Origin of the sequence: Streptomyces ziwulingensis (assembly GCF_039542605.1) — a bacterium.
GTDB lineage: Bacteria > Actinomycetota > Actinomycetes > Streptomycetales > Streptomycetaceae > Streptomyces > Streptomyces ziwulingensis.
In genome coordinates this window covers 13,305-34,969 of the sequence record NZ_BAABIG010000087.1, presented here as the reverse complement: position 1 = coordinate 34,969, position 21,665 = coordinate 13,305, and the positions used below count along the sequence as shown (strand labels likewise).

General features: G+C 73.6%; 20 protein-coding genes. 13 read left to right on the top strand and 7 right to left on the bottom strand.

Annotation, left to right across the window (positions count from 1 at the left end; genetic code table 11):
• Positions 1-227 precede the first annotated feature (227 nt).
• From ABEB00_RS32705 to ABEB00_RS32695, 3 genes are all read left to right on the top strand, one after another.
• Positions 228-638 (top strand): cupin domain-containing protein, encoded by a 411-nt coding sequence (locus ABEB00_RS32705; protein WP_345624324.1) that lies wholly within the window; start codon positions 228-230, stop codon positions 636-638.
• A gap of 80 nt (positions 639-718) precedes the next feature.
• On the top strand, positions 719-1,729 hold the full coding sequence (locus ABEB00_RS32700) for a bile acid:sodium symporter family protein (RefSeq protein WP_345624323.1): 1,011 nt from the start codon (positions 719-721) through the stop codon (positions 1,727-1,729).
• Positions 1,730-1,796: 67 nt separating this feature from the next.
• Positions 1,797-2,165, top strand: coding sequence for a hypothetical protein (locus ABEB00_RS32695; protein WP_345624322.1), 369 nt, complete (start codon positions 1,797-1,799; stop codon positions 2,163-2,165).
• Positions 2,166-2,268: 103 nt separating this feature from the next.
• Here the strand turns inward: ABEB00_RS32695 and ABEB00_RS32690 are convergent, their stop codons facing one another.
• The 5 genes from ABEB00_RS32690 to ABEB00_RS32670 form a co-directional block, all read right to left on the bottom strand.
• Entirely contained in the window at positions 2,269-3,594 is a 1,326-nt protein-coding gene (locus tag ABEB00_RS32690) for an MFS transporter (RefSeq protein ID WP_345624321.1), read from the bottom strand.
• A gap of 184 nt (positions 3,595-3,778) precedes the next feature.
• Entirely contained in the window at positions 3,779-4,729 is a 951-nt protein-coding gene (locus ABEB00_RS32685; protein WP_345624320.1) for a VOC family protein, read from the bottom strand.
• Positions 4,710-5,810 carry a 4-oxalomesaconate tautomerase gene (locus ABEB00_RS32680; protein ID WP_425586615.1) on the bottom strand — a complete coding sequence of 367 codons (1,101 nt, stop codon included), beginning with the start codon at positions 5,808-5,810 and terminating at the stop codon, positions 4,710-4,712. The genes ABEB00_RS32685 and ABEB00_RS32680 overlap by 20 nt, the downstream gene beginning before the upstream one ends.
• A gap of 23 nt (positions 5,811-5,833) precedes the next feature.
• Positions 5,834-6,544, bottom strand: coding sequence for a 4-carboxy-4-hydroxy-2-oxoadipate aldolase/oxaloacetate decarboxylase (locus ABEB00_RS32675; RefSeq protein WP_345624318.1), 711 nt, complete (start codon positions 6,542-6,544; stop codon positions 5,834-5,836).
• Positions 6,545-6,716: 172 nt separating this feature from the next.
• Positions 6,717-7,367 carry a GntR family transcriptional regulator gene (locus ABEB00_RS32670; RefSeq protein WP_345624317.1) on the bottom strand — a complete coding sequence of 217 codons (651 nt, stop codon included), beginning with the start codon at positions 7,365-7,367 and terminating at the stop codon, positions 6,717-6,719.
• 164 nt (positions 7,368-7,531) lie between these two features.
• Here ABEB00_RS32670 and ABEB00_RS32665 point away from each other — a divergent pair, with 164 nt between their 5' ends.
• On the top strand, positions 7,532-8,686 hold the full coding sequence (locus tag ABEB00_RS32665; protein WP_345624316.1) for a Gfo/Idh/MocA family protein: 1,155 nt from the start codon (positions 7,532-7,534) through the stop codon (positions 8,684-8,686).
• Between the two features lie 34 nt (positions 8,687-8,720).
• Here ABEB00_RS32665 and ABEB00_RS32660 read toward each other — a convergent pair whose 3' ends face one another.
• Entirely contained in the window at positions 8,721-9,653 is a 933-nt protein-coding gene (locus ABEB00_RS32660) for a sugar phosphate isomerase/epimerase family protein (RefSeq protein ID WP_345624315.1), read from the bottom strand.
• A gap of 267 nt (positions 9,654-9,920) precedes the next feature.
• On the opposite strand from ABEB00_RS32660, the gene ABEB00_RS32655 reads away from it, so the two are divergent.
• The 4 genes from ABEB00_RS32655 (at position 9,921) to ABEB00_RS32640 (ending at position 14,157) form a co-directional block, all read left to right on the top strand.
• Complete coding sequence (locus ABEB00_RS32655) at positions 9,921-10,802, top strand: Cgl0159 family (beta/alpha)8-fold protein (protein ID WP_345624314.1); 882 nt, start codon at positions 9,921-9,923, stop codon at positions 10,800-10,802.
• A gap of 93 nt (positions 10,803-10,895) precedes the next feature.
• The gene (iolB, locus tag ABEB00_RS32650; protein ID WP_345624313.1) at positions 10,896-11,807 is read left to right on the top strand and encodes a 5-deoxy-glucuronate isomerase; all 912 of its coding nucleotides are present in this window, start codon (positions 10,896-10,898) and stop codon (positions 11,805-11,807) included.
• The gene (gene iolD, locus ABEB00_RS32645) at positions 11,804-13,675 is read left to right on the top strand and encodes a 3D-(3,5/4)-trihydroxycyclohexane-1,2-dione acylhydrolase (decyclizing) (RefSeq protein WP_345624312.1); all 1,872 of its coding nucleotides are present in this window, start codon (positions 11,804-11,806) and stop codon (positions 13,673-13,675) included. The genes iolB and iolD overlap by 4 nt, the downstream gene beginning before the upstream one ends.
• Before the next feature lie 113 nt (positions 13,676-13,788).
• Positions 13,789-14,157: a low affinity iron permease family protein gene (locus tag ABEB00_RS32640; RefSeq protein WP_345624311.1), complete on the top strand. Its 369-nt coding sequence runs from the start codon at positions 13,789-13,791 to the stop codon at positions 14,155-14,157.
• Positions 14,158-14,196: 39 nt separating this feature from the next.
• Here the strand turns inward: ABEB00_RS32640 and ABEB00_RS32635 are convergent, their stop codons facing one another.
• Positions 14,197-14,610, bottom strand: a complete 414-nt coding sequence (locus ABEB00_RS32635; RefSeq protein ID WP_345624310.1) for a winged helix-turn-helix transcriptional regulator — start codon at positions 14,608-14,610, stop codon at positions 14,197-14,199.
• A gap of 143 nt (positions 14,611-14,753) precedes the next feature.
• Between ABEB00_RS32635 and ABEB00_RS32630 the strand changes: the two genes are divergently transcribed.
• From ABEB00_RS32630 to ABEB00_RS32610, 5 genes are all read left to right on the top strand, one after another.
• A complete protein-coding gene (locus ABEB00_RS32630) occupies positions 14,754-16,229 on the top strand; it encodes an MFS transporter (RefSeq protein ID WP_345624309.1) in 1,476 nt (491 codons plus the stop codon).
• A 270-nt stretch (positions 16,230-16,499) separates the two neighbouring features.
• Positions 16,500-18,110: an ABC transporter substrate-binding protein gene (locus ABEB00_RS32625; RefSeq protein ID WP_345624308.1), complete on the top strand. Its 1,611-nt coding sequence runs from the start codon at positions 16,500-16,502 to the stop codon at positions 18,108-18,110.
• Positions 18,107-19,075: an ABC transporter permease gene (locus tag ABEB00_RS32620; protein ID WP_345624307.1), complete on the top strand. Its 969-nt coding sequence runs from the start codon at positions 18,107-18,109 to the stop codon at positions 19,073-19,075. Before ABEB00_RS32625 ends, ABEB00_RS32620 begins: the two co-directional genes overlap by 4 nt.
• Positions 19,072-19,932: an ABC transporter permease gene (locus ABEB00_RS32615; protein ID WP_345624306.1), complete on the top strand. Its 861-nt coding sequence runs from the start codon at positions 19,072-19,074 to the stop codon at positions 19,930-19,932. Before ABEB00_RS32620 ends, ABEB00_RS32615 begins: the two co-directional genes overlap by 4 nt.
• The gene (locus tag ABEB00_RS32610; RefSeq protein WP_345624305.1) at positions 19,929-21,662 is read left to right on the top strand and encodes a dipeptide ABC transporter ATP-binding protein; all 1,734 of its coding nucleotides are present in this window, start codon (positions 19,929-19,931) and stop codon (positions 21,660-21,662) included. Before ABEB00_RS32615 ends, ABEB00_RS32610 begins: the two co-directional genes overlap by 4 nt.
• Positions 21,663-21,665 lie beyond the last annotated feature (3 nt).

The following is a 21,665-nucleotide window of genomic DNA, read 5'->3' as shown; positions in this document are numbered from 1 at the left end:
TTCGGTGAGAACGGGGAGCCTCATGTGGCCGATACCTGCCTTTTCTTTCCGGCGCGTTTCCGCAAAGGGTCGAGGGCCCTGCGGTGACAGGTGACGGTACAGGCGGGCGGAAGATGCTCACCCCTCCCGGAGCGCAAGGTAAACCTGCACGGCGGAGGGCACCGTTTCGCGTCCGCGCGACCTAACGTCGTCCGACGCAACGTGCTCGAACGGAGAGGAACCCCCGGATGACCACCATCGTCAAAGCCGCGTCCGTACCCCTGCTCGACCGGGGCGGCGCGGTGGTGACCACGCCGCTGATCACCACGGCGTCCGCGGGCGGGGAGAACCTCGTCACCAGCGGCATGAGCGTGTATCCGGTGGGCTCCGGGGCGCCGCTGCACTCGCACAACTGCGCCGAGCACGTCACGGTCCTCGACGGCGAGGCGGAGGTGTGGGTGGACGGCGAGGTGACGCGGCTGGAGCGCTTCGACACCACGTACATCCCGTCCCCGGTCCCCCACCTGTTCCGCAATGTCGGCGACACCCCGCTGCGCATCCTGTGGGTGTACTCCTCCGGCGAGGTCACCCGTACCTTCACCGAGACCGGCAGGACGGTGGCGCACCTGTCGGCCGAGGACCAGATGGGCCGGGACTGAGCCACCGCGCCGCGTCAAGGCGGTGATCACATCGCGAGACGGTGTTGCGTCGCGCCCCTGACCAGGCGTTGTCTCGCCGGGTGCGTACCGAAGAAACCGAACACCGCAACAAGGACGTCGGCGGCGACAGCTCCGCGCGTCGTGCCGTCACCGTCTTCCCGCTCCTCGTCCTCGCCGCCGGCGCCCTCGGGATGCTCCTGCCGGGAAGCTTCTCCGGCTGGAGCGGGGCGGTGCCCTATCTGCTGGGCGTCGTGATGTTCTGCATGGGCATCACCATGACCCCGGAGGACTTCCGGGGCGTGGTCAGACGCCCGTGGGCGGTGGCCCTCGGGCTGGTCGCGCACTACGTCATCATGCCGGGGCTCGGCTGGGCCATCGCCCACCTGCTGCAGCTCCCGCCGCAGCTCGCCGCCGGTGTCATCCTGGTCGGCTGCGCCCCGAGCGGCACGGCCTCCAACGTGGTGACCTACCTCGCCCGCGGCGACGTCGCCCTGTCCGTCTCCGTCGCGACCGTCTCCACGCTGGTCGCCCCGCTGGTCACGCCGCCGCTGACGCTGCTCCTGGCGGGCGCGTACCTGCCGGTCGACACCGGGTCGATGGTCACCGACATCCTGAAGACGGTGCTGCTGCCGGTCCTCGCCGGTCTCGCCGTACGGCTGGTGGCGGGCCGGTGGGTGCGGCGGGCGCTGCCGGTGCTGCCCTGGCTCTCCGCGCTGACGATCTCGGTGATCGTGGCCGTGGTGGTGGCGGGCAGCGCCGACGCCATCAAGTCGGCCGCCGGGCTGGTCTTCGTCGCTGTCGTGCTCCACAACGGCCTGGGCCTGGCCCTCGGCTACGGGGCGGGACGGCTCGGGCGGCTCGGCGAACCGGGCAGCCGCGCCATGGCCTTCGAGGTCGGCATGCAGAACTCGGGGCTCGCGGCCTCGCTGGCCACCGCCCACTTCAGTCCGCTGGCCGCGCTGCCCGCGGCCGTCTTCTCCGTGTGGCACAACATCTCCGGCGCGCTGGCCGCGGCCTGGCTCTCGCGGCGGCCGGCCGCTCCCCCGGCGGCGGTGTCGCCGTCCGTTCCGGCCGGGAAGGAACCCCGGTGAACCTCTCCCGTGCCGCGGGGCCCGTCTTACCCGGCCCCGTCCCGCCCGGCCGGCGGCCGGGTCCCCGGTGAACGCCCGCCGGCGGCTCGCCGCCGTCTGGGCGGGGCTGTGCCTGTCCGGGCTCGCCGCCACGTACGCCCTGTCCGGCGATCCGTACGCGGACGGGCCGGAGTTCTTGCCGGACGCCCCGACGCCGACGGCGACCGGCGCCCCGGACTGCGAGGAGATCGCCGACGCCGTCGCCCAGGAGCGCGCCGATGACGCGGCCGAGCGCCGCGCCGAGGCCGAGCGCCGCGCCGAGGCCCGGGGCGAGGGACCGGCGGGGAACGTCCCGATGCCCTCGGACAGGGTCGTGCAGCGGGACGAGATCAGGATCGGATCCCTGCCCGAGGAGTGCGCCGACGAGCTGAAGTCCCTCGGCTCGCCCTCCCCCTGAACGGGCGGGACGGCCGGTCGCCCGCGCCCGCCGACGCCGGCCCCCGCGTCCTCGCGGCGGCCGGCGTCCCAGGGCAGGGCGTGTCTGTGCGTGGGCGGTGTCCTCAGTGCGCGGCGACGAGCTTGTGCCCCGTACCGTCGGCGGCCGGGGGCCGCTTCGCCGTGCGCACCGCGGCGATGCCGATGAACACCATGGAGGAGACGCCGGCGATCGCGAAGGCGGTGAAGCCCCAGTCGCCCTGGTCCGCGGCGAGGAGCTGGCCGCCGAGCCACGGTCCGAAGACGGCGCCGAAGCGGCCCATTCCGGAGGTCCAGCCGACGGCGGTGGCGCGGTGGGCCGGGGAGGAGCCGATGGACACCGTCGCGTAGATCATGGTCTGGGCGCTGTTGAGGAAGACACCGGTGAGGAAGACGACCACGAAGGTGAGCGCCAGCGGCATGTGGACGCTGAGCAGGAAGACCCCGGCGGCGGTCAGCGCGAACCAGATCGCGGAGATGCGCGGGGCGCCGAAGCGGTCGGAGGCACGGCCGGCGACCAGCATGCCCACGATGCCGCCGAGGTTGAACAGGACCACGAAGGTCAGCGCGGAGCCCAGTTCGTAGCCCTCGCTGCGCATCAGGGTGGGCAGCCAGGTGGCGACGCCGTAGACGAGGAGGAGTCCGCCGAAGGAGGCCAGCCAGTACAGCAGGGTCTGGATCCACTCGCGGCCGCGGAAGAGGTGGGCCAGGTTGGCCCAGGCGGCGCCGGAGGTCCGGCCGGTGGCGGCGGGGAGTTCGACGTCGAAGCGGCCGGCCAGCTCACGGGCCTCCTCGGTGCGGCCCTTGGCGACCAGGAAGCTCAGGGACTCGGGCAGCCACTTGAACAGCACCGGGACGAAGAGCAGCGGGAGCACGCAGACCCAGAAGGCGGCGCGCCAGCCGAGCGGCTCCACGATCCACAGGGCCACGTAGGCGGAGAGGATGCCGCCGGCGTGGTGGGCGGTCATCAGCAGCCCGATGGTGAGGGCGGCCCGGCCGCGCGGGGCGTAGTCCGAGACCATGCTGATCGCGGTGGGCAGCAGGCCGCCGAGGCCGACGCCGGCCAGGGTCCGGCCGAGGCCGAAGACGGTGACGCCGTCCGCGACCGCGCAGAGGCCGGAGGCCAGGGAGAAGAGGGTGACGCAGGCGAGCATCAGTTTCCTGCGGCCGACGCGGTCCGCGACGGTCCCCGCGGCGAGCGCGCCGACGAGCATGCCGAAGGTGGCGTAGCTGCCCAGGTCTCCTGCCTGGCCCGAAGTGATCCCGAGGGCCTTCTGCTCCAGCATGTGGGGCAGTACCGACCCGTAGATGAACATGTCCAGGCCGTCGAAGAGCACGGCGACCCAGCACAGGGCGACGACCAGCAGAGCCAGTCTGCTGCCCCGGGAGGACAGGGCGGGGGAGGAGGACATCGTTGTTTTCCTCTCGTCCAGGAGGAGTTGCCTGGAGGGGATCTGCGAACCGGGCCCGCGCCGCTTCCCGCGGCGCGGGCCCGTTGTGCGCTAGACGCTAAGGATTCGGCCATCCAGTGTCAACGTTTCTGTTAACAATCTCAGGAAGTATCCGGCGACTGCTCTTTCCCCTGGCGAGGACCGCTCAGGCGACCGGCGGGGTGCCGTGGGTGTGGAAGGACGCGATGGTCTTCAGCCCCCACGCCTGGCCCTTGGCGCGCTCCTCCTCGGTCCAGGTGATCAGCGGCCAGTCGGGCGCCAGTACCAGCCGGGTGAGCGGGTTGCACAGCTCGATGCGGTTGCCGCCGGGTTCGTAGACGTAGAGGAAGAACGTCTGCTGGATGGCGTGCTTGTGCGGGCCGGTCTCGATGAAGACGCCGGTGTCGATGGCGAGGTCGGCGGCGCGCAGGATGTCCTCGCGGGTGTCGGCCGCGAAGGCGATGTGGTGCAGCCGGCCGGAGTTGCCGGTCCAGTCCTCGGTGTAGACGACGTCGTAGGACTTGTCGGTGAAGGTCAGCCAGCGGGCGGCGATCCTGCCGGTGTCCAGGCGGATCTGCTCGGTGGGCCGGGCGCCCAGCAGGTTCTCCTGGAACTCGGCGTTGGCGAGCACGTCGGAGGCCAGGAAGTTGATGTGGTCCAGGCGGCGCACGCCCACGCCCCGGTTGGGCTTGGCCTGCGGCTGGTTCTTCAGCGCGGGGCGCAGCCCGTCGGGGGCCCGGTAGTGCTCGCTCTCCCAGTACAGGGCGTGCTCGTGCCCGTCGGGGTCGGTGGTGAGGTAGAGCTTGCCGATACCGGGCTCGTCCTCCACCCACGTACCGGCACGGCCGGCCGCCTCCAGCGCCCGCACCCGGCGCTGGAGCGCCTCCTCACCGGAGGCGCGCAGCGCGAGCCGGCCGAGGCCGGGCGTCTCGCGGGCGGTGAGCACCAGGCTGTGGTGCTCGTAGTCGTCGTAGGTGCGCAGGTAGACCGTGTCGCCGTGGCGGCCGTTGACGGTCAGGCCGAGGTAGTCGGTGAAGAAGGCGACGCTCGCGTCCAGGTCGGGCGTGAACAACTGGGCGTGGCCGACATGGGCGATGTCACCGAGCGGCGGAGTCATCGTTGCCTCCAGGGGATGGTGCGGGAGCGGGGGCCGTCCCGGCGGAGCGGGGGAACACGGTGCCGTCGAAGATCTTCCGTGCGGTGCGCACGACGGCGGTACGGCGGACCACCGGGGGCGTGTCGCCGGTCCCGGGGTCGACGACGGTCTCGACCTCCAGGAAGCCGGTGGGGTGTTCGACGCGCGACCGGTCGCCGGAGCCGGCCGGTCGCGCGATCCCCTCCCCCACCCCGCCGGGCAGGAGGAGCCCCGCGGCGACGCTCGCGGCGCCCAGGACGCCGATGGAGGTGTGGCAGCGGACCGGGATGAAGGTGCGGGTGGTGACCGCGCCGCCGTCCCGGGGCGGGGCGAGCAGACTGAGCTTGGGCACCGTGGTGCCCTCGACGTCGCCGAGGCCCATCAGGCGCCCGGCTTCGAGCCGGATCTCCCGGAGGCGGGCGGCGAGGGCGGTGTCCGCCTCCAGGTCCCCGGGCTCCTCGTAGCCGGTGACGTCCAGGGCGGCCGCCGGGATCAGCACGACCGGCATGCCGTTGTCGACGCAGGTCACCTCGGTGCCGGCCACGGTGTCGCGGACCCGGCCGGTGGGCAGCAGCGGGCTGCCGCCCTGCGGGAACTCGATGACGACGGCGGCGGCGGTGCCGGGCACGCCCGATATCTCCGCGTCACCGCCGTACTCGACGCGCCCGCCGGGGGTGGGGAAGGTGGCGACGGCCAGCTCCCCGGTGTTCCGCATCCGGATGCGTACGGACGTCTGCCCGTCCCCGGCGCGGACCAGGCCGCGTTCGACGGCGAACGGGCCCACTCCGGCGAGGATGTTGCCGCAGTTCTGCCGGTCGGTGACCTCCGGCCGGTCGACGCCGACCTGGAGGAACAGGTAGTCGACGTCGGCGTCCGGGTCGGCCGAGGCGGAGACCACGGCGACCTTGCTGGTCAGCGGGTGGCCGCCGCCCAGGCCGTCGATCTGGGCCGGGTCGGGGCTGCCCATGACCCGCAGCAGCAGGTCGTCGCGGGCGGTGCGGTCCCCGGGCAGGTCCCCGGCGAGGAAGTAGGCGCCCTTGGAGGTGCCACCGCGCATCAGCATGCAGCGGACCTCTCCGGGGACGGTCACGATCCCTCCCCGTGGCGGGTGTACTCCTCGTACGGGCGGTAGGTGACGCCCAGTTCGGCGAGCTTCTCGCGCAGGCCGTAGCGGTCGAGGCCGAGCTGCCCCGCCTGGAAGGCGGCGCGGGTCGCGGCCTCCTTGTTCTCGCGGGCCTCGGACGCCTCGGCGGCCTGCCGGGCCCGTTCGCGCGGGACGACCACCACGCCGTCGTCGTCGGCGACGATGACGTCACCGGGGTGGATCACCTGGCCGCCGATCACGACCGGCACGTTGACCGAGCCGCCGGTCGCCTTGACCGTGCCCTGCGCGGACACGGCGGCGGACCAGGCGGGGAAGTTCATCTCGCGCAGTTCGGAGGTGTCCCGGATGCCGGTGTTGATGACCAGTCCGCGCACGCCGCGCTGCTGGAGAGCGGTGGCGAACAGCTCCCCGAAGAGGCCGTCCGTGGAGGGCGAGGTGGTGGTGACGACGAGGACGTCGCCCTCGCCGCACTGCTCGACGGCCGCGTGGATCATGAGGTTGTCGCCGGGCCAGGAGAGCACGGTGACGGCGGTGCCGGCGATCCGGGTGTCCTGCTGGATCGGGCGCAGGCCGGGGCCGAGCAGACCGGTGCGGCCCATGGCCTCGTGGACGGTGGCCACGCCGTAGCCCGTCAGGGCCTCGACGTCCTCGGCCGCCGCCTTCGGGGGGCCGGTGACGATGACGCCGCTCATGCCTGCTCCTCGGGGGTGTTGCGGTGGTGGGTGGGGACGGCGGGCGCGTTGCCGTGCGTCATCGCTGTGTCTCTTCCTCTTCGGGCTCGGTCGGCCGCCGGGTGCGCGCCGGGTGGTACGGCCGCGGCGGCGCGTACGCCGGTGACAGGGGTGCGCCCGCCCCGCTCTCGGGTCAGTCGCGCAGCGCCTCGATCACACTGGCGAGGTGGGCGCGGACGGCCGCCTCGGCCGCCTGCGGGTCCCTGGCCTCGATCGCCTCGATCATGGCCAGATGCTCGCTCAGGGACTGCTGGGGGCGTCCCGGGCGCAGCGCCAACTGGAAGCGGTGGCGGACCAGTTGGGCGTTGAGCCGTTCCAGCAGTTCCACGGCGGTGCGCTGGCCGGAGAACTCCCGGATCCGGGCGTGGAGTTCGTGGTTGAGATCCGAGTAGGTCAGCGGTTCGCCGCCGGCCACGGCCTTGCGCATCGCCGTGCCGAGGCCGGTCAGCTCGGCGAGCTGCGCGTCGTCCACCGCGACGGCCGCCTTGGCCGCGCAGAGTCCTTCGAGGACCAGCCGGCACTCGGTGATGGCGACCGCTTCCTCCACGGTCACCACCCGCACCCGCGAACCGCGGTTGCGGATGCGCTCGACCAGTCCCTGGGACTCCAGGTCGATCAGCGCGGCCCGGATGCTGGCCCGGGTCACGCCGAACTGTTCGGCCAGTTCGTTCTCCACCAGCCGTTGGGCCGGTGCCATCTCGCCGCGCAGAATGGCCTGCCGCAGTTGCCCGAGAGCGAGCTGTTTCGCCTGCTCTCCGGTGCTCGGAGCGGCTGGTTTCGGCATGGTTGCCCTCCCTGAGTGAGTGCCTGTCGAAAGTAAAACTAGCCGAACAAGATTGTCAACAATTTTGTTTGACTTTCTGCGCCGCCGCGCGGTTGACAGCGCGGTGGGGGCCGCCCAGGGTGGGCCGCAGAGCGGGACGAGGACCGGTCCTACGAGGGGCTCGCATGGTGGAAGCGCTCGGTGTCGCCGTCGTCGGTTTCGGCTGGATGGGCCGGGTGCACACCCAGGCGTACGCGCGGGTCGCCCATCACTACCCGCTGCTCCCGCTGCGCCCCGAGCCGGTCTGGGTCGCCGAGGAGGTGCCGGGGCGGGCCGAGGAGGCCGCCGCGCGCTTCGGGTTCGCCTCGGCCACGCGGGACTGGCGGGAGGTGGCCGCCGACCCGCGGGTCGAGGCGGTCAGCGTCACCGTCCCGAACTTCCTGCACCGCGAGATCGGCGTGGCGCTGGCCGAGGCGGGCAAGCACCTGTGGATCGAGAAGCCGGTCGGTCTGGGCGCCGCGGACGCCCGCGCGGTGGCCGACGCGGTCGCGAAGGCGGGCGTGCAGGGCGCCGTCGGCTTCAACTACCGCAACGCGCCCGCCGTCGAGGCCGCCCGCGAGCTGATCACGGGCGGCGGGATCGGCGCCGTCACCCACGTCCGCATCCGTCTGTTCAGCGACTACGCCGCCCACCCGGAAGCGGCGCTGAGCTGGCGGTACGAGCGGGCCCGCGGCGGCAGCGGGGTGCTGGGCGACCTCGCCTCGCACGGCGTGGACCTCGCGCACTTCCTGCTCGGCGACATCACGTCGCTGACCGCCGACACGGCCCTGTTCGTACCGGAGCGGGCCCGTCCGCCCGCCCCCGGCCCGGGGCACCAGCGGGCCCCGGGCGGCGCGCCCGGCCGGGTCGAGAACGAGGACTACGTCGGCTGCCTGCTGCGCTTCGCCTCCGGGGCCCGCGGCGTGCTGGAGGCGTGCCGGGTCTCGGTCGGCGAGCAGAACACGTACGGCTTCGAGGTGCACGGCACCCGGGGCGCGGTGTTCTGGGACTTCCGCCGCCTGAACGAACTGGGTGTCGCCCGGGGCCCGGCCTACCAGGACCAGCCGGTGGCCACGGTGTACGTCGGTCCCGGCGACGGCGAGTTCGCCGCGTTCCAGCCCGGTGCCGCGAACGCCATGGGGTACGACGACCTGAAGGTGGTCGAGGCGTACCGCTTCCTGCGCTCGATCGCCGAGGGCACCCCGCACGGCGCCACCCTCCCGGACGCGGTGCGCTGCGCGACGGTCGTGGACGCGATGATCCGGTCGGCCGGGACGGGGACGTGGGTGACGGTGGGGTGACGTGGCTGACGGTGGGGTGACGCGCCGGCCGGTGTCAGGCGCCGCAGGACCGCAGGAACCGCCGGGTGCGCTCGGCGACGGGCAGCGGGCGGTCCGGCTCGCAGGGGTACATGTCCTGCTCGACGATGGCGAACAGGTCCACGCCCAGCCGCTGGGCCGCCGTCAGCACCGGCCCCAGCTCCGGTACGCCGTTGGGCGGTTCGCACATCACGCCGCGCTGTACGGCCGGTCCGAACGGCAGCCCCTCGGCGCGGACCGCGGCGAGCACGCCGGGGTCGACCTGCTTGAGGTGCAGGTAGCCGACGCGTTCGCCGTAGCTCTCGATCAGTTCGACGCTGTCGCCGCCGCAGTAGGCGTAGTGACCGGTGTCGAGGCAGAGGCCGACCAGGCCGGGGTCGGTGGAGTCCAGGAAGCGGGTGACGTGCTCCTCGGTGTCGAGGTGGGTGTCGGCGTGCGGGTGGACGACGATGTCGAGGCCGTACGTCTCCCGCACCCGGCGGCCCAGGCGCTCCATGCCCCGGGTGAGGTGGGCCCACTGCTCGCGGTCCAGCTCCGGCGGTTCGAGGATCTCGGCCGTCCGGTCGTCCCGCCAGAAGGAGGGGATGACGACCAAGTGGGCGGCGCCCATCGCTTGGGTGAGCGCGGCGACCCGGCCGACCTGCTCCCAGGTGGCGTCCCACTCCCCCGGGCCCCGGTGCAGGCCGCAGAAGACCGTGCCCGCGGAGACCTTGAGGCCGCGGCCGCCGACCTCGTCGGCGAGGCGGGCGGGATCGGTCGGCAGATAGCCGTAGGGGCCCAGTTCGATCCAGGAGTACCCGGCCCCGGCGACCTCGTCCAGGAAGCGTTCCCAGGGCACCTGGCGGGGGTCGTCGGGGAACCAGACGCCCCAGGAGTCGGGGGCGGAGCCGACCCGGATGCGGTCGAGCACGGGGGGCGTGTCCACGGGAGTGTGCGACAAGCGGTCCATCTCTGCTGCACCTCACTGTGCGAACGGGTGACGGGGAGCCGTGCGCCGGGGGGAGACGGCGTCGCGCTGGGAACGGATACAAGTCCTCGACGAGCCCGCTGTCAAGACTTTGTCAAGACATCATTTCACCCGCAGGTCCGAATGTCAGTACAAAACATTGACAGGGCCGCCCTTCTGGTCCTAGACCTGACCAAGGGCCGTGCCGGAGTCGATCTCTACCCGTGGCGGACGGGCGTACCCCTGGTTCTCGGAACGGAGCTTCTCGTCGTGACCCTCCTCAGCATTCCCGACCTCACCGCCGTCAGAGCCCGGCACCCCGAGCGGATCGCCGAGGCGGCGGCCGGCCGGGTGCGCCGCCCGCTGGTCGGCGCCAGCGGGCGGCTGATGATCGTGGCCGCCGACCATCCGGCGCGCGGCGCCCTCGGCGTCGGCGACCACCGGCTCGCCATGGCCGACCGGGCGGACCTGCTGCGGCGGCTGTGCACCGCGCTGTCCCGGCCCGGCGTGGACGGCGTGCTCGCCACCGCCGACGTACTGGAGGACCTGCTGCTGCTCGGCGCGCTGGACGGCAAGGTCGTGATGGGCTCGATGAACCGCGGCGGGCTGGCGGGCGCCGCCTTCGAGATGGACGACCGCTTCACCGGCCACCGCCCCGAGGACCTCGCCCGCCTCCGGTTCGACGCGGGCAAGCTGCTGCTGCGCATCGACCACGACGACCCGGGGTCGCTGGCCACCCTGGAGGCCGCCGCGCGGGCCGTGAACGCCATGGCGGAGCGCCGGCTGCCGGTGTTCGTGGAACCGTTCCTGTGCCGGCGGGTGGACGGGCGGGTGCGCACCGACCTGTCCGCCGAGGCCGTCACCCGGTCCGTCGCCATCGCCTCCGGCCTGGGCGGGACCTCCGCGTACACCTGGCTGAAGCTCCCCGTCACCCGCGAACCGCGGGACATGGCGGAAGTACTGCGCACCACCACCCTGCCGGTGGTGCTGCTCGGCGGCGAGGTCGGCAGCGACCAAGAGGCCGTGTACGCCCGCTGGCGGGAGGCGCTGCGGCTGCCCACCGTGCAGGGCCTGGTCGTCGGCCGTTCGCTGCTCTACCCGGCCGAGGGCGGGGTGGAACGGGCGGTGGACACCGCCGTCGGCCTGCTGTGAGCAGCCGACCGTACCCGCCCGTACCCGCCCGTACCCATCTGTATCGCCCGTATCGGCTGTATCGGCTGTATCGGCTGTGACGAGGAGGACCCGATGGACCATCACCTGCGCGCGGGCGAGGGCCGGTGCGGACCCTACGCCGTGGACGTCGGCCCCGAGAGCGCGGGCTGGGGGCACGCGAGCCTGCGGGTCCTGGAGCTGCCGGCGGGCGGTTCGCACGTCTTCGACACCGGGACGAGCGAGTGGATCGTGCTGCCGCTGGCCGGCGGCTGCACGGTGACGGTCGCCGACGACTCGGGCCCGGCCGCCTTCGCCCTGGGCGGCCGGCCCGACGTGTTCAGCGCCGTCAGCGACTTCGCGTACCTGCCGCGCGACGCCCGCGCGAGCGTCGAGTCGGCCGGCGGGGGCCGGTTCGCGCTCACCGGCGCCCGCTGCGCGCGCCGCCTGCCCGCCCGCTACGGCCCGGCCTCCGCCGTCCCCGTCGAGTTGCGCGGCGCGGGCTCCTGCTCGCGCCAGGTGAACAACTTCGGCGCCGCGGACGTCTTCGAGTGCGACCGGCTGATCGCCGTCGAGGTCCTCACCCCGGGCGGCAACTGGTCGTCGTTCCCGCCGCACAAGCACGACGAGCACCGCGCGGGCGAGGAGTCGGTACTCCAGGAGGTGTACTACTTCGAGTTCGCCGGCCACGAGGGGACCCCCGGCTTCGGCTACCAGCGGGTGTCGCCGTCCGGGCGGGGCGGCGGCACCGATGTGCTGGCGGAGGTCCGCGACGGCGACGTGGTCCTCGTCCCGGACGGCTGGCACGGGCCGTCGATGGCGGCGCCGGGCCACCACATGTACTACCTCAACGTCATGGCGGGCCCGGACCCGGAGCGCGCCTGGCTGATCAGCGACCACCCGGACCACGCCTGGGTCCGCGAGACCTGGCCCCGGCAGCCCGTCGACCCCCGGCTGCCCCTGTGCACCGCCCCCGCCGCCCCCGCCGATCCCGGGAGGTCCGCGTGAGCGCCCGCGTCCGCCGCCTGACCACCGCCCAGGCCCTGGTGCGGTTCCTGGCCGCCCAGTACACCGAGCGGGACGGCGTGCGGCGCCGGCTCGTCGCGGGCACCTGGGGGATCTTCGGGCACGGCAACGTGGCGGGGGTCGGCCAGGCGCTCGTCGAGTACGCGGAGCTGATGCCGTTCCACCAGGGCCGCAGCGAGCAGGCGATGGTGCACGCGGCGGTCGGCTACGCCCGCCGGTCGCGCCGCCTGGCCGTCCAGGCGGTGACCACGTCGATCGGTCCCGGCGCCACCAACCTGGTCACCGGCGCCGCCCTCGCCACGGTCAACCGCCTGCCGGTGCTCCTGCTGCCCGGCGACTACTTCGCCTCGCACGCCGCCGATCCGCTGCTCCAGCAACTGGAGCACCCGACGGCGGGCGACGTGTCGGTCAACGACACGCTGCGGCCCGTCTCCCGCTACTTCGACCGGATCACCCGCCCCGAGGCGCTGGCGCACTCCGCGCTCCGGGCGATGCGCGTACTGACCGATCCGGCCGAGACCGGCGCGGTCACCCTCGCGCTCCCGCAGGACGTGCAGGCGGAGGCCTTCGACTGGCCCGAGGAGTTCTTCGCCGACCGCGTCTGGCGGGTCCGGCGGCCCGCGCCCGACCCGCTGGAACTGGCCGACGCGGTGGCAGCGGTCCGCGCCGCCGCCCGCCCGCTGATCGTCGCGGGCGGCGGCGTCCACCACAGCGAGGCCGAGCCGGCGCTGAAGGCCCTCGTCGACGCCACCGGTGTCCCCGTCGCCTCGACGCAGGCGGGCAAGGGCTCCCTGCGTCACGACCACCCCGCCGACCTCGGCGGGGTCGGCCACACCGGCACCGCCGTCGCCGACGAACTGGCCCGCACCGCCGACCTGGTGATCGGCGTCGGCACCCGCTGGACCGACTTCACCACCGCCTCCGGCACGCTGTTCCAGCACCCCGGGGTCCGCTTCCTGAATCTCAACGTCACCGCCTTCGACGCCCACAAGCTCGCCGCCCGCACGCTGGTCTGCGACGCGCGAGCCGGTCTCACGGCGCTCACCGAGGCGCTCGGCGGCCACCGCGTGGACGCCGCCTACGAGGCCGAGTACCGGGCCGGGCGCGCACGGTGGGAGCGGGTCGTGGCGGCCGCCCTGCGGGCCGGGGACGAGGACGCGGTGCCGACCCAGACGCAGGTGCTCGGCGCGCTGGACGCGGTCGTCGACGACGAGGACGTGGTGATCAACGCGGCCGGCTCGCTCCCCGGCGACCTGCACAAACTCTGGCGGGCCCGGTCTGCGCACCAGTACCACCTGGAGTACGGCTACTCCTGCATGGGGTACGAGATCCCGGCCGCGCTCGGCGTCCAGCAGGCCGCCCCGAACACGCCCGTGTGGGCGCTGGTCGGCGACGGCACCTACCTGATGAACCCCACCGAGATCGTCACCGCCGTGCAGGAGGACCTCCCCGTCAAGCTGATCCTGGTGCAGAACCACGGCTACGCCTCCATCGGCGGCCTCTCCGAGGAGACCGGCGGCGAGCGCTTCGGCACCGCCTACCGCCGGCGGGCGCCCGACGGCACGTTCACCGGCGAGCCGCTGCCCGTGGACCTCGCCGCCAACGCGGCCTCGCTCGGCATGCGGGTCCTGCGCGCCCGGACCGTGCGCGAACTGCGCGCGGCCCTCGTCACCGCCCGCGCCGCGACCGTCCCGACCTGCGTGTACGTCGAGACCGACCCGGCGCCGACCGCGCCGCCGGCCGAGGCCTGGTGGGACGTGCCGGTGGCGGAGGTGTCCGGCCGGGAGCCGGCGACCCGTGCCCGCGCCCGGTACGACCGGGCGGTCACCGCCCGCCGCCGCCATCTGTGAGCCTCGGGGCCGGCGGAACACACGCGCATCCTCCCCCGCCCTCGGGGCAGGAGGGCCGCGTGGTCGGGGCCGTCCCGGCCGGGCCGTCGGTACCGTACGGAAAGAGGCGCATCGTGACCCTGCAGCATCCCGCCGAACGCGGTGGCCCCAGGCGCGGCCCCTTCGAGCGCCTCGCCGAGCGCGCCTCCAACTTCACCAGCAGCCCGGCGTTCTTCGGGATCTGCCTGCTCATGGTGGGCATCGTCGTCGGCGTCCACATCGCCAAGGCGCCCCTCACCTGGACCATGCTGGCCGGCGAGGCCATGACCGCGGTGACCCTGCTGCTGCTGGCGCTGCTGAAGAACAGCGAACGCCGGGCCGAGCACGCCGTGCAGCGCAAGCTGGACGCGATAGCGGCGGCCCTGCTGGAGAGCCAGCGCGACGAACCCGGCCCGGCCCAGCGTTCCCTGCGCACCGCCATCGGCATCGAGGAACAGACCTGAGCGCCAGGAGCGGGACCGCCGACGGTTGCTGACGGTCCGTCAGTCGACGGCTCCGGCGGGCAGGCCGTGCTCGCGGTCGTACGCCTCGCGGGAGCCGGCGATGGCCTCGCGGTGGCGATCGGCCCACTGGGTGAGGGCGGTGAGCGAGCCGTACAGCTCGACGGCCATGTCGGTCGCCCGGTACTCGACCTTCGGCGGCACGGTCGCGTACACCCTGCGCGCGATCAGCCCGTCGCGTTCGAGGTTGCGCAGGGTGAGGGTGAGCATGCGGCGGCTGATCCCGGGTACCGCGCGCTCCAGTTCGGTGAAGCGGGCCGGTCCGTGGCTGACGTTGAGCAGGATGCCGATCGCCCACTTGCCGCTGATGCGGTTCAGCGCCTCCAGGACCGTGCAGACCGGACGCTCGGCCGCGGTCCGCGGGTCACCGGTCACATCGATGTTCCCCAGGGACATGAAAGTGCCTCCTTACGACGGACTGGATAGTCACACATCATGGGGACCGTAACAAGTAGTGCCCCATGGAAGCGCGCCGCGATCCGCGTGCCCGTCGGGCGCACGCCTCCCCGGTTCTCCGCTCCTCGCGAAGGAATGACGTCATGTCCACGTCCGCTCCACCGCCCGTCCCGACGGCCAAGTCCCCCTGGCTGGCGCTGACCATTCTCTGCGTCGGCAATCTGATGATCATCCTGGACGGTTCCATCGTCACCGTCGCCCTGCCCACCATTCAGCAGGACCTCGGCTTCACGCAGTCCGGACTGGCCTGGGTGGTGAACTCCTACCTCATCGCCTTCGCCGGTCTGCTGCTGCTCTCCGGCCGGCTGGGCGACCTGCTCGGCAGCAAGCACGTCTTCACCGTGGGTCTGGTGATCTTCACCGTCGCCTCGCTGGCCTGCGGCCTGGCCACCTCCCCCGGTGCCCTGGTGACGTTCCGCTTCATCCAGGGCGTGGGCGGCGCACTGGCCTCCGCCGTCGCCCTGGGCATGATCATCAACCTGTTCCAGGACGCCGCGGAGCGCGCCAAGGCGCTGGCCGCGTACGCCTTCGTCGGCGCGGCCGGTTCCTCCCTCGGCCTGATCCTGGGCGGTGTGCTCACGCAGAGCTTCAGTTGGGAGTGGGTGTTCCTGGTCAACGTGCCCATCGGCGTGGTGGCCATCGCGCTGACCGTGCGGGTGGTCCCCGGACTGCGCGGGATCGGACTGCGCGAGGGCGCGGACATCACCGGCGCGGTGCTGGCGACCGGCGGTCTGATGCTGCTCGTCTACACCATCATCAAGGCCGAGGAGTACACCTGGAGCGACGCGCGCAGCCTGGGTCTGCTGGCCGCCTCGCTGCTCCTGCTGGCCGCCTTCGTCTGGCGCCAGTCCCGCGCGGCCAAGCCCCTGCTGCCGCTGCGCATCTTCCGCTCGCGCAACATCTCCGGCGCCAACGTCATCATGCTGCTGATGGTCGCCGGTCTCTTCGGCTACCAGTTCTGCACCGCCCTGTACTTCCAGAACGTGCTGGGCTACGACGCCCTGAAGACGGGTCTGGCCTTCCTGCCCGCCCCCGTGACCATCGCCATCGTCTCCCTCGGCCTGGCGGCCCGCCTCAACCAGCGCTTCGGCCCGCGCGCCGTCCTCATCGGCGGTCTGCTGCTGGTCGCGGCCGGGCTCGCGCTGCTGGCCCGGGTGCCCAGTGACGGCCAGTACGCCGTCGACGTGGTGCCGGGCTTCGTCCTGATCGGCCTCGGCTTCGGTGCCGCCATGCCCGCCCTGATGGGCCAGGCGATGTCGGTGTCCTCGCCGACCGACGCCGGCATCGCCTCCGGCCTGGTCAACACCACCCAGCAGGTGGGCGCCTCGCTGGGCACCGCCGTCCTGGCCACCGTCGCCGCCTCCCGCACGGCCACGCTGCTGGGCGAGCACAAGAGCCAGGTCGAGGCGCTGACCGGCGGCTTCCGCCTCGCCTACGGCCTCAGCGCCGCGTTCGTCCTGGTCTCCCTGGTCATCGCCGTGGTCGTCCTGCGCACCCCGCGCGCCGACGCCCCCGCGGCGGACCCGGCGGCCTCCGACGCCGCCGCGACCGCGGGCTGAACCCGACCCGCGTGAGTGGTCCGGCCGGTCGGCGGCCGGCCGGGCCACTCCCCCCTGTCCCACAGACAGGGCCTCTCTAGGGGGACGGGCAGGGGGGCTGCGAACGACCCGGCCCCGCAAAATCTGAAGCGTCGCGCACGGCCGACGAGCCGGACCCCCGTACGCGGCCCGGGAGCGGCGGCCGACGACCGCGGCGCTCCCCTTCACCTCGCCACCCCTTAAGGATCGGAACACCCCATGCAGAGCAGGCGTGCCTTCCTACGCGGCCCCATGACAGCCACCGCCGTCGCCCTTCTCGGCCCCGCCGCTCTCACCGCGTGTTCCTCCGGCTCCACCCCGCCCTCGGCCAGGAAGGACGGCGGCACCCTGCGCTACGGCGCCGCCGTCGAACCGGACAGTTGGGACCCGCACGCCGCCTCCACCTCGGTCACCGGACGGCTCCTGCGCCCGGTCCTCGAATCCCTGGTCGCCATCGACGACGACGGCACGGTACGGCCGTGGCTCGCCGACTCCTGGAAGGTGTCGTCCGACGGACTGACGTACACCTTCTCGCTGCGTTCCGGGGTCACCTTCAGCGACGGCACGCCGTTCGACGCCGAGGCCGTGAAGGCCAACTTCGACCACATCGTCGCCCCGAAGACGGCCTCCAAGCGGGCGGCGGGGCTGCTCGGCCCCTACCGGGAGACCGAGGTGATCGACGCGCGCACCGTGGCGGTCCGCCTCAAGGCGCCGCACTCCTCCTTCCTCCAGGCCGCCGGCAGCACCTTCCTCGGCTTCCACTCCACCGCCGCGCTGCGCGACCACGCCGCCGACCTGGGCTCCGGAGGCAAGTACGTCATCGGCACCGGCCCGTTCACCTTCTCCTCGGTCACACCGGGCCAGCAGGCGGTCCTGCGGCGCCGCGCCGACTACTCCTGGGCCCCGGCGACCACCGGTCTCAAGGGGAAGGCGAAGCTGGCGGAGATCGTGGTGCTGCTCCTGAAGGAGGACGCGGCGCGCGTCGGCGCGATCACCTCGGGCCAGGTCGACGTCGCCGAGCTGATACCGGCGAACCGGCTGGCCGGCCTGCGCGGCCGCGACGGACTCGACGTCACCCGCAAGGCGATACCGGGCGTGCCGTACACCTACTACCTCAACACCACCCGCGCCCCGTTCGACGACCTGCGCGCCCGGCAGGCCGTCCGGCACGCCATCGACTTCGCGGGCATCGTGGAGGGCCTCTTCCAAGGGGCGTACGACAGGGCCTGGGGCCCCTTGACCCCGTCCACGCCCGGCTACGACGACAGCACGGTCAAGGCGTGGGCCTACAGCAGGTCCAAGGCCGAGGCGCTCCTCGACGACCTCGGCTACACCGGCCGGGACGGGGCCGGGTACCGCACCAGGGACGGCAAGCGCTTCACCGTCGAGCAGCCGTACGTCAAGACCTTCGTGTCGGCGCAGAACCACACGTTCGACGTCGGTGTGCAGGACGCCCTCAAGCAGGTCGGCATCGAGCACAAGCTGGTGCCGCTGGACTCGGCGTCGTCCATCAAGCGGACGTCCACCGGCGACTACGACATCTTCGCCTTCGGCTGGCAGGGCTCCGACCCGAGCGCGCTGGGGACCCTGTACTCCTCCAAGCGGCAGTTCGCCGACGGCGGCGCCAACGGCAGCCGGGCGCACGACGACCGGCTGGACGGCCTGCTGGAGCAGGCCGAGGCCACCACCGACGCCGGGCGGCGTCTGGAGCTGTACCGCGCGGCGCAGCGCCGGATCGTGGCGCAGGCGTACTCGTTCCCCGCGTACGTCGCCTCCATGGACGTCGCGCACCGGGACGGCGTCACGGGGCTGCGGCTCGACGTCGAGGCCGACACCGACTTCTACGGCATCGAGGTGGCGTGAGCGTGCGCGCGTCCGTACCGGCGCTGCCGCCGTGGGCCCGGTTCGCTGTACGCCGGGCCGCGGCCGGTGTCGCCGTGGTCTGGGGCACGGTGACGGTGACGTTCTTCGCGATCCATCTGGCCCCCGGCGACATCGTGGACGGGCTGATCGGCCCGGGGGCCTCGGCCACACCCGCACTGCGCCGGCAGATCGCGGCCGAGGCGGGTCTGGACCAGCCGCTGCTCGTGCAGTACGGGCAGGAGCTGAGGCAACTGGCGAGCGGCGACCTCGGCTGGTCGTACCAGCTCGGCCAGCCCATCGGCCGGCTGCTGAGCAGCCAGGTCTGGCCGACCGTGCAACTGGCCGTCGCGGCGCTGACCACCGCGCTGGTGCTCGCGGTGCTCGCGGCGGTCCTGACCGCGGGGCGGGGCCGGGCGGTGCGCGGCGCCGCCGCCCTGACCGAGCTGCTGGCGGTGTCGATGCCGTCGTTCTGGCTGGGCATCATCCTGCTGACGGTGTTCTCCTACAACCTGCACGTCCTGCCCGCGGTCGGGGCGGACGGGCCCGCCGGTCTCGTCCTGCCGACGCTGTCGCTGGCGCTGCCGCTGGCCGGGCTGCTGGCCCAGGTGATCCGGCACGAGCTGGAGACCACCGACGGCAAGCCGTTCGTCCTCACCGCGCGCTCCCGCGGGCTGGGTGAGCGGGCCCTGCTGCTGCGTCACACCCTGCGGCACGCGCTGCTGCCGCTGACCACCCTGGCCGGGTTCATCCTCGGCGGTCTCTTCGGTGGCGCGGTGCTGGTGGAGAACATCTTCACCCGACCGGGACTGGGCCGGATCCTGGCGAGCGCGGTCGGCTCCCGCGACCTGCCGGTGGTGACCGCGCTGGTGGTGCTCTCCAGCACCGTCTTCGTGATCGTCAACACCCTGGTCGACGTGGTCCATCCGCTGATCGACCCCCGGCTGCGCGAGGAGGGCGTCGCATGACCTCGGCCCTGATCGCGCCCGCCGACCCGGAGACCGCGGCCCTCACCACCGGTCCGCTCAGGGCGCGTTCGCCGCTGCTCGGCACGGCGGCCGCGCTGCTCGTGCTGCTCGCGGTGGTCCTGGCGTTCCCCGGCCTGTTCACCACCCACTCCCCCGACGCGACGGACGTGGCGGCGGCCCTGCGCCCGCCGGACGGCCGGCACTGGCTGGGCACCGACCAGCTCGGCCGGGACGTGTACACGCGGCTGGTGTACGGCACCCGGCTGTCCGTGCTCATCGCGGTGGGCGCGACGCTCATCGGCGTGGGCGGCGGCGCGCTGCTCGGCCTGGTGTCCGCGTGCGGCGGGCGGCGGGTCGACTTCGTCCTGATGCGGGCCGTGGAGGTGCTCCTGGGCTTCCCCGAACTGCTGCTGGCGCTGCTGGTGGTGGCGTTGCTGGGCGGCGGCACCCTCAACGTCGCGGTCGCCCTGGGCATCGCCGGCGTGCCCAGCTACGCGCGGCTGGTGCGCGGCCAGGCCCGGCTGCTGCTGCGCTCGGAGTACGTGGAGGCCGCGCGGGTCCTCGGGGTGCCCGGCTGGCGGACCGTGCTGCGGCACGTGCTGCCCAACGTCGGCGGCCCGCTGGTGGTGCTCGGCTCCATCGGGCTGGGTTCGACGATCGTCTCGGGCGCCGGGCTGAGCGTCCTCGGGCTGGGTCCGGTGCCGCCGGACGCGGACTGGGGCGCGATGGTCGCCGACGGCAAGGACTTCCTGCAGACCGCCTGGTGGATCTCGGTCTTCCCCGGTCTCGCGGTCACGGTCGTGGTCGTCACCACGACCCTGATCGGCCGCCGGCTCCAGGTCGGGGCGGTGCGATGAGCACGACGGCGGACGACCGGACGGCGACCGGCGACCTGGTGCGGCTGGAGGGGCTGCGCGTGACGTTCCCCGGGCAGCCGCGGCCCGCCGTGGACGGCGTGTCCCTGTCGGTGGCGCCCGGCGAGTGCGTGGCGCTGGTCGGCGAGTCCGGCTCGGGCAAGTCGGTCACCGCGCGGGCGCTGATCGGCCTGGCCGGCGCCCGGGCCCGGGTCGAGGCGCGGGAGCTGACCGTCGCCGGGACCGACGCGTCCGCGTTCGGGGAGCGGCAGTGGCGCGCCGTGCGGGGCCGGCGGATCGCCATGGTGTTCCAGGACGCGCTGGTCGCCCTGGACCCGTTGCGCACCGTGGGCGCCGAGATCGCCGAGGCGGTCCGGCTGCACGGCGCGGCCGGCCCGGACGGCACCGCGGCCCGCGTGGTGGAGCTGCTCACCCGGGCCGGGGTGCCGGAGCCGGAGGCGCGGCGCGCGCAGTACCCGCACCAGCTCTCCGGCGGGCTGCGGCAGCGGGCGCTGATCGCGTCGGCCCTCGCGGCCGATCCGCCGCTGCTGGTCGCGGACGAGCCGACGACCGCGCTGGACGCGATCGTGCAGGCGCAGATCCTGCGGTTGCTGGGCGGGCTCACGGCGAGCGGGCGCGGGCTGCTGCTCATCAGCCACGACCTGGCGGCGGTGGCCCAGCTCGCCGACCGCATCCTGGTCCTGCGGCAGGGCCGGGTCGTGGAGAGCGGTCCCGCCGAGCGGCTGCTGACCGAGCCCCGGCACGCCTATACGCGGATGCTCCTGGACGCTGTACCGGGCGGCGGCGAGCGGGCGGCGCCGGCTTCGCCGGCCGCGGCCCGGACCGCGCCGCGGCCACCGGGCCCGGCCACGTCCCCGGGGCGGGACGGCGTCGTCCAAACCGTCCTGGAGGGACGGGATCTGGTCAAGTCCTACGGGTCCGACGGTCGGCGCGCGCTGGACGGTGTCTCGTTCACGCTGCGGGCCGGCGAGGCACTGGGCGTGGTCGGCGAGTCGGGGTCCGGCAAGACGACGCTGGCGCGCGTCGCGCTGGGGCTCGTCCGCCCGGACGCCGGGGAGGTGCTGCTGCACGGCCGGCCGTGGTCGGCGCCGGCCGAACGGGAGCGGCGGCCGCGCCGGGCCTCGGTGCAGTTCGTGCAGCAGGACCCGTACGCCTCCGTCGATCCCCGGTTCACCGTGGGCCGGATCATCGGCGAGGCCCTGCCGGGGCTGCGCCGCCCGGCGCGCGCGGAACGCGGCGCGGAACTGCTGCGCCAGGTGGGGCTGCCGCCCGAGCTGCTGTCCCGGCGACCGCACCAGCTCTCCGGCGGGCAGCGCCAGCGGGTGGCGATCGCGCGGGCGCTGGCCCCCGGACCCGAGGTGCTCATCTGCGACGAACCCGTGTCGGCGCTGGACGCCTCGGTGCAGGCCCAGGTGTTGCGGCTGCTGGCCGGGCTGCGGCGCGAGACGGGCATCGCGCTGCTGTTCATCACCCACGATCTGGCCGTCGTGCGGGAAGTCACCGAGCGGGTGCTGATCATGCGCCGGGGCTCGGTCGTGGAGGAGGGCGGCACGGACACGATCCTGCGCGCGCCCGGCCACCCCTACACCCGCGAACTCGTCGCGTCGGTCCCGCGTCTCCCGGTCCGGGTTCCGGACCGGGACGGGGTCCGCAGCGAAGCCGGTGAGCCGCCCCGGGGCGTGACCGGCTCCCCCATCGATCACACCATGTAGAGG

Coding starts and splice junctions, on each gene's coding strand:
- ABEB00_RS32705 (WP_345624324.1), top strand. CDS start 228: ATGACCACCATCGTCAAAGCCGCGTCCGTACCCCTGCTCGACCGGGGC.
- ABEB00_RS32690 (WP_345624321.1), bottom strand. CDS start 3,594: ATGTCCTCCTCCCCCGCCCTGTCCTCCCGGGGCAGCAGACTGGCTCTG.
- ABEB00_RS32685 (WP_345624320.1), bottom strand. CDS start 4,729: ATGACTCCGCCGCTCGGTGACATCGCCCATGTCGGCCACGCCCAGTTG.
- ABEB00_RS32680 (WP_425586615.1), bottom strand. CDS start 5,810: ATGCTGATGCGCGGTGGCACCTCCAAGGGCGCCTACTTCCTCGCCGGG.
- ABEB00_RS32675 (WP_345624318.1), bottom strand. CDS start 6,544: ATGAGCGGCGTCATCGTCACCGGCCCCCCGAAGGCGGCGGCCGAGGAC.
- ABEB00_RS32670 (WP_345624317.1), bottom strand. CDS start 7,367: ATGCCGAAACCAGCCGCTCCGAGCACCGGAGAGCAGGCGAAACAGCTC.
- ABEB00_RS32665 (WP_345624316.1), top strand. CDS start 7,532: ATGGTGGAAGCGCTCGGTGTCGCCGTCGTCGGTTTCGGCTGGATGGGC.
- ABEB00_RS32660 (WP_345624315.1), bottom strand. CDS start 9,653: ATGGACCGCTTGTCGCACACTCCCGTGGACACGCCCCCCGTGCTCGAC.
- iolB (WP_345624313.1), top strand. CDS start 10,896: ATGGACCATCACCTGCGCGCGGGCGAGGGCCGGTGCGGACCCTACGCC.
- ABEB00_RS32635 (WP_345624310.1), bottom strand. CDS start 14,610: ATGTCCCTGGGGAACATCGATGTGACCGGTGACCCGCGGACCGCGGCC.
- ABEB00_RS32630 (WP_345624309.1), top strand. CDS start 14,754: ATGTCCACGTCCGCTCCACCGCCCGTCCCGACGGCCAAGTCCCCCTGG.
- ABEB00_RS32625 (WP_345624308.1), top strand. CDS start 16,500: ATGACAGCCACCGCCGTCGCCCTTCTCGGCCCCGCCGCTCTCACCGCG.
- ABEB00_RS32615 (WP_345624306.1), top strand. CDS start 19,072: ATGACCTCGGCCCTGATCGCGCCCGCCGACCCGGAGACCGCGGCCCTC.
- ABEB00_RS32610 (WP_345624305.1), top strand. CDS start 19,929: ATGAGCACGACGGCGGACGACCGGACGGCGACCGGCGACCTGGTGCGG.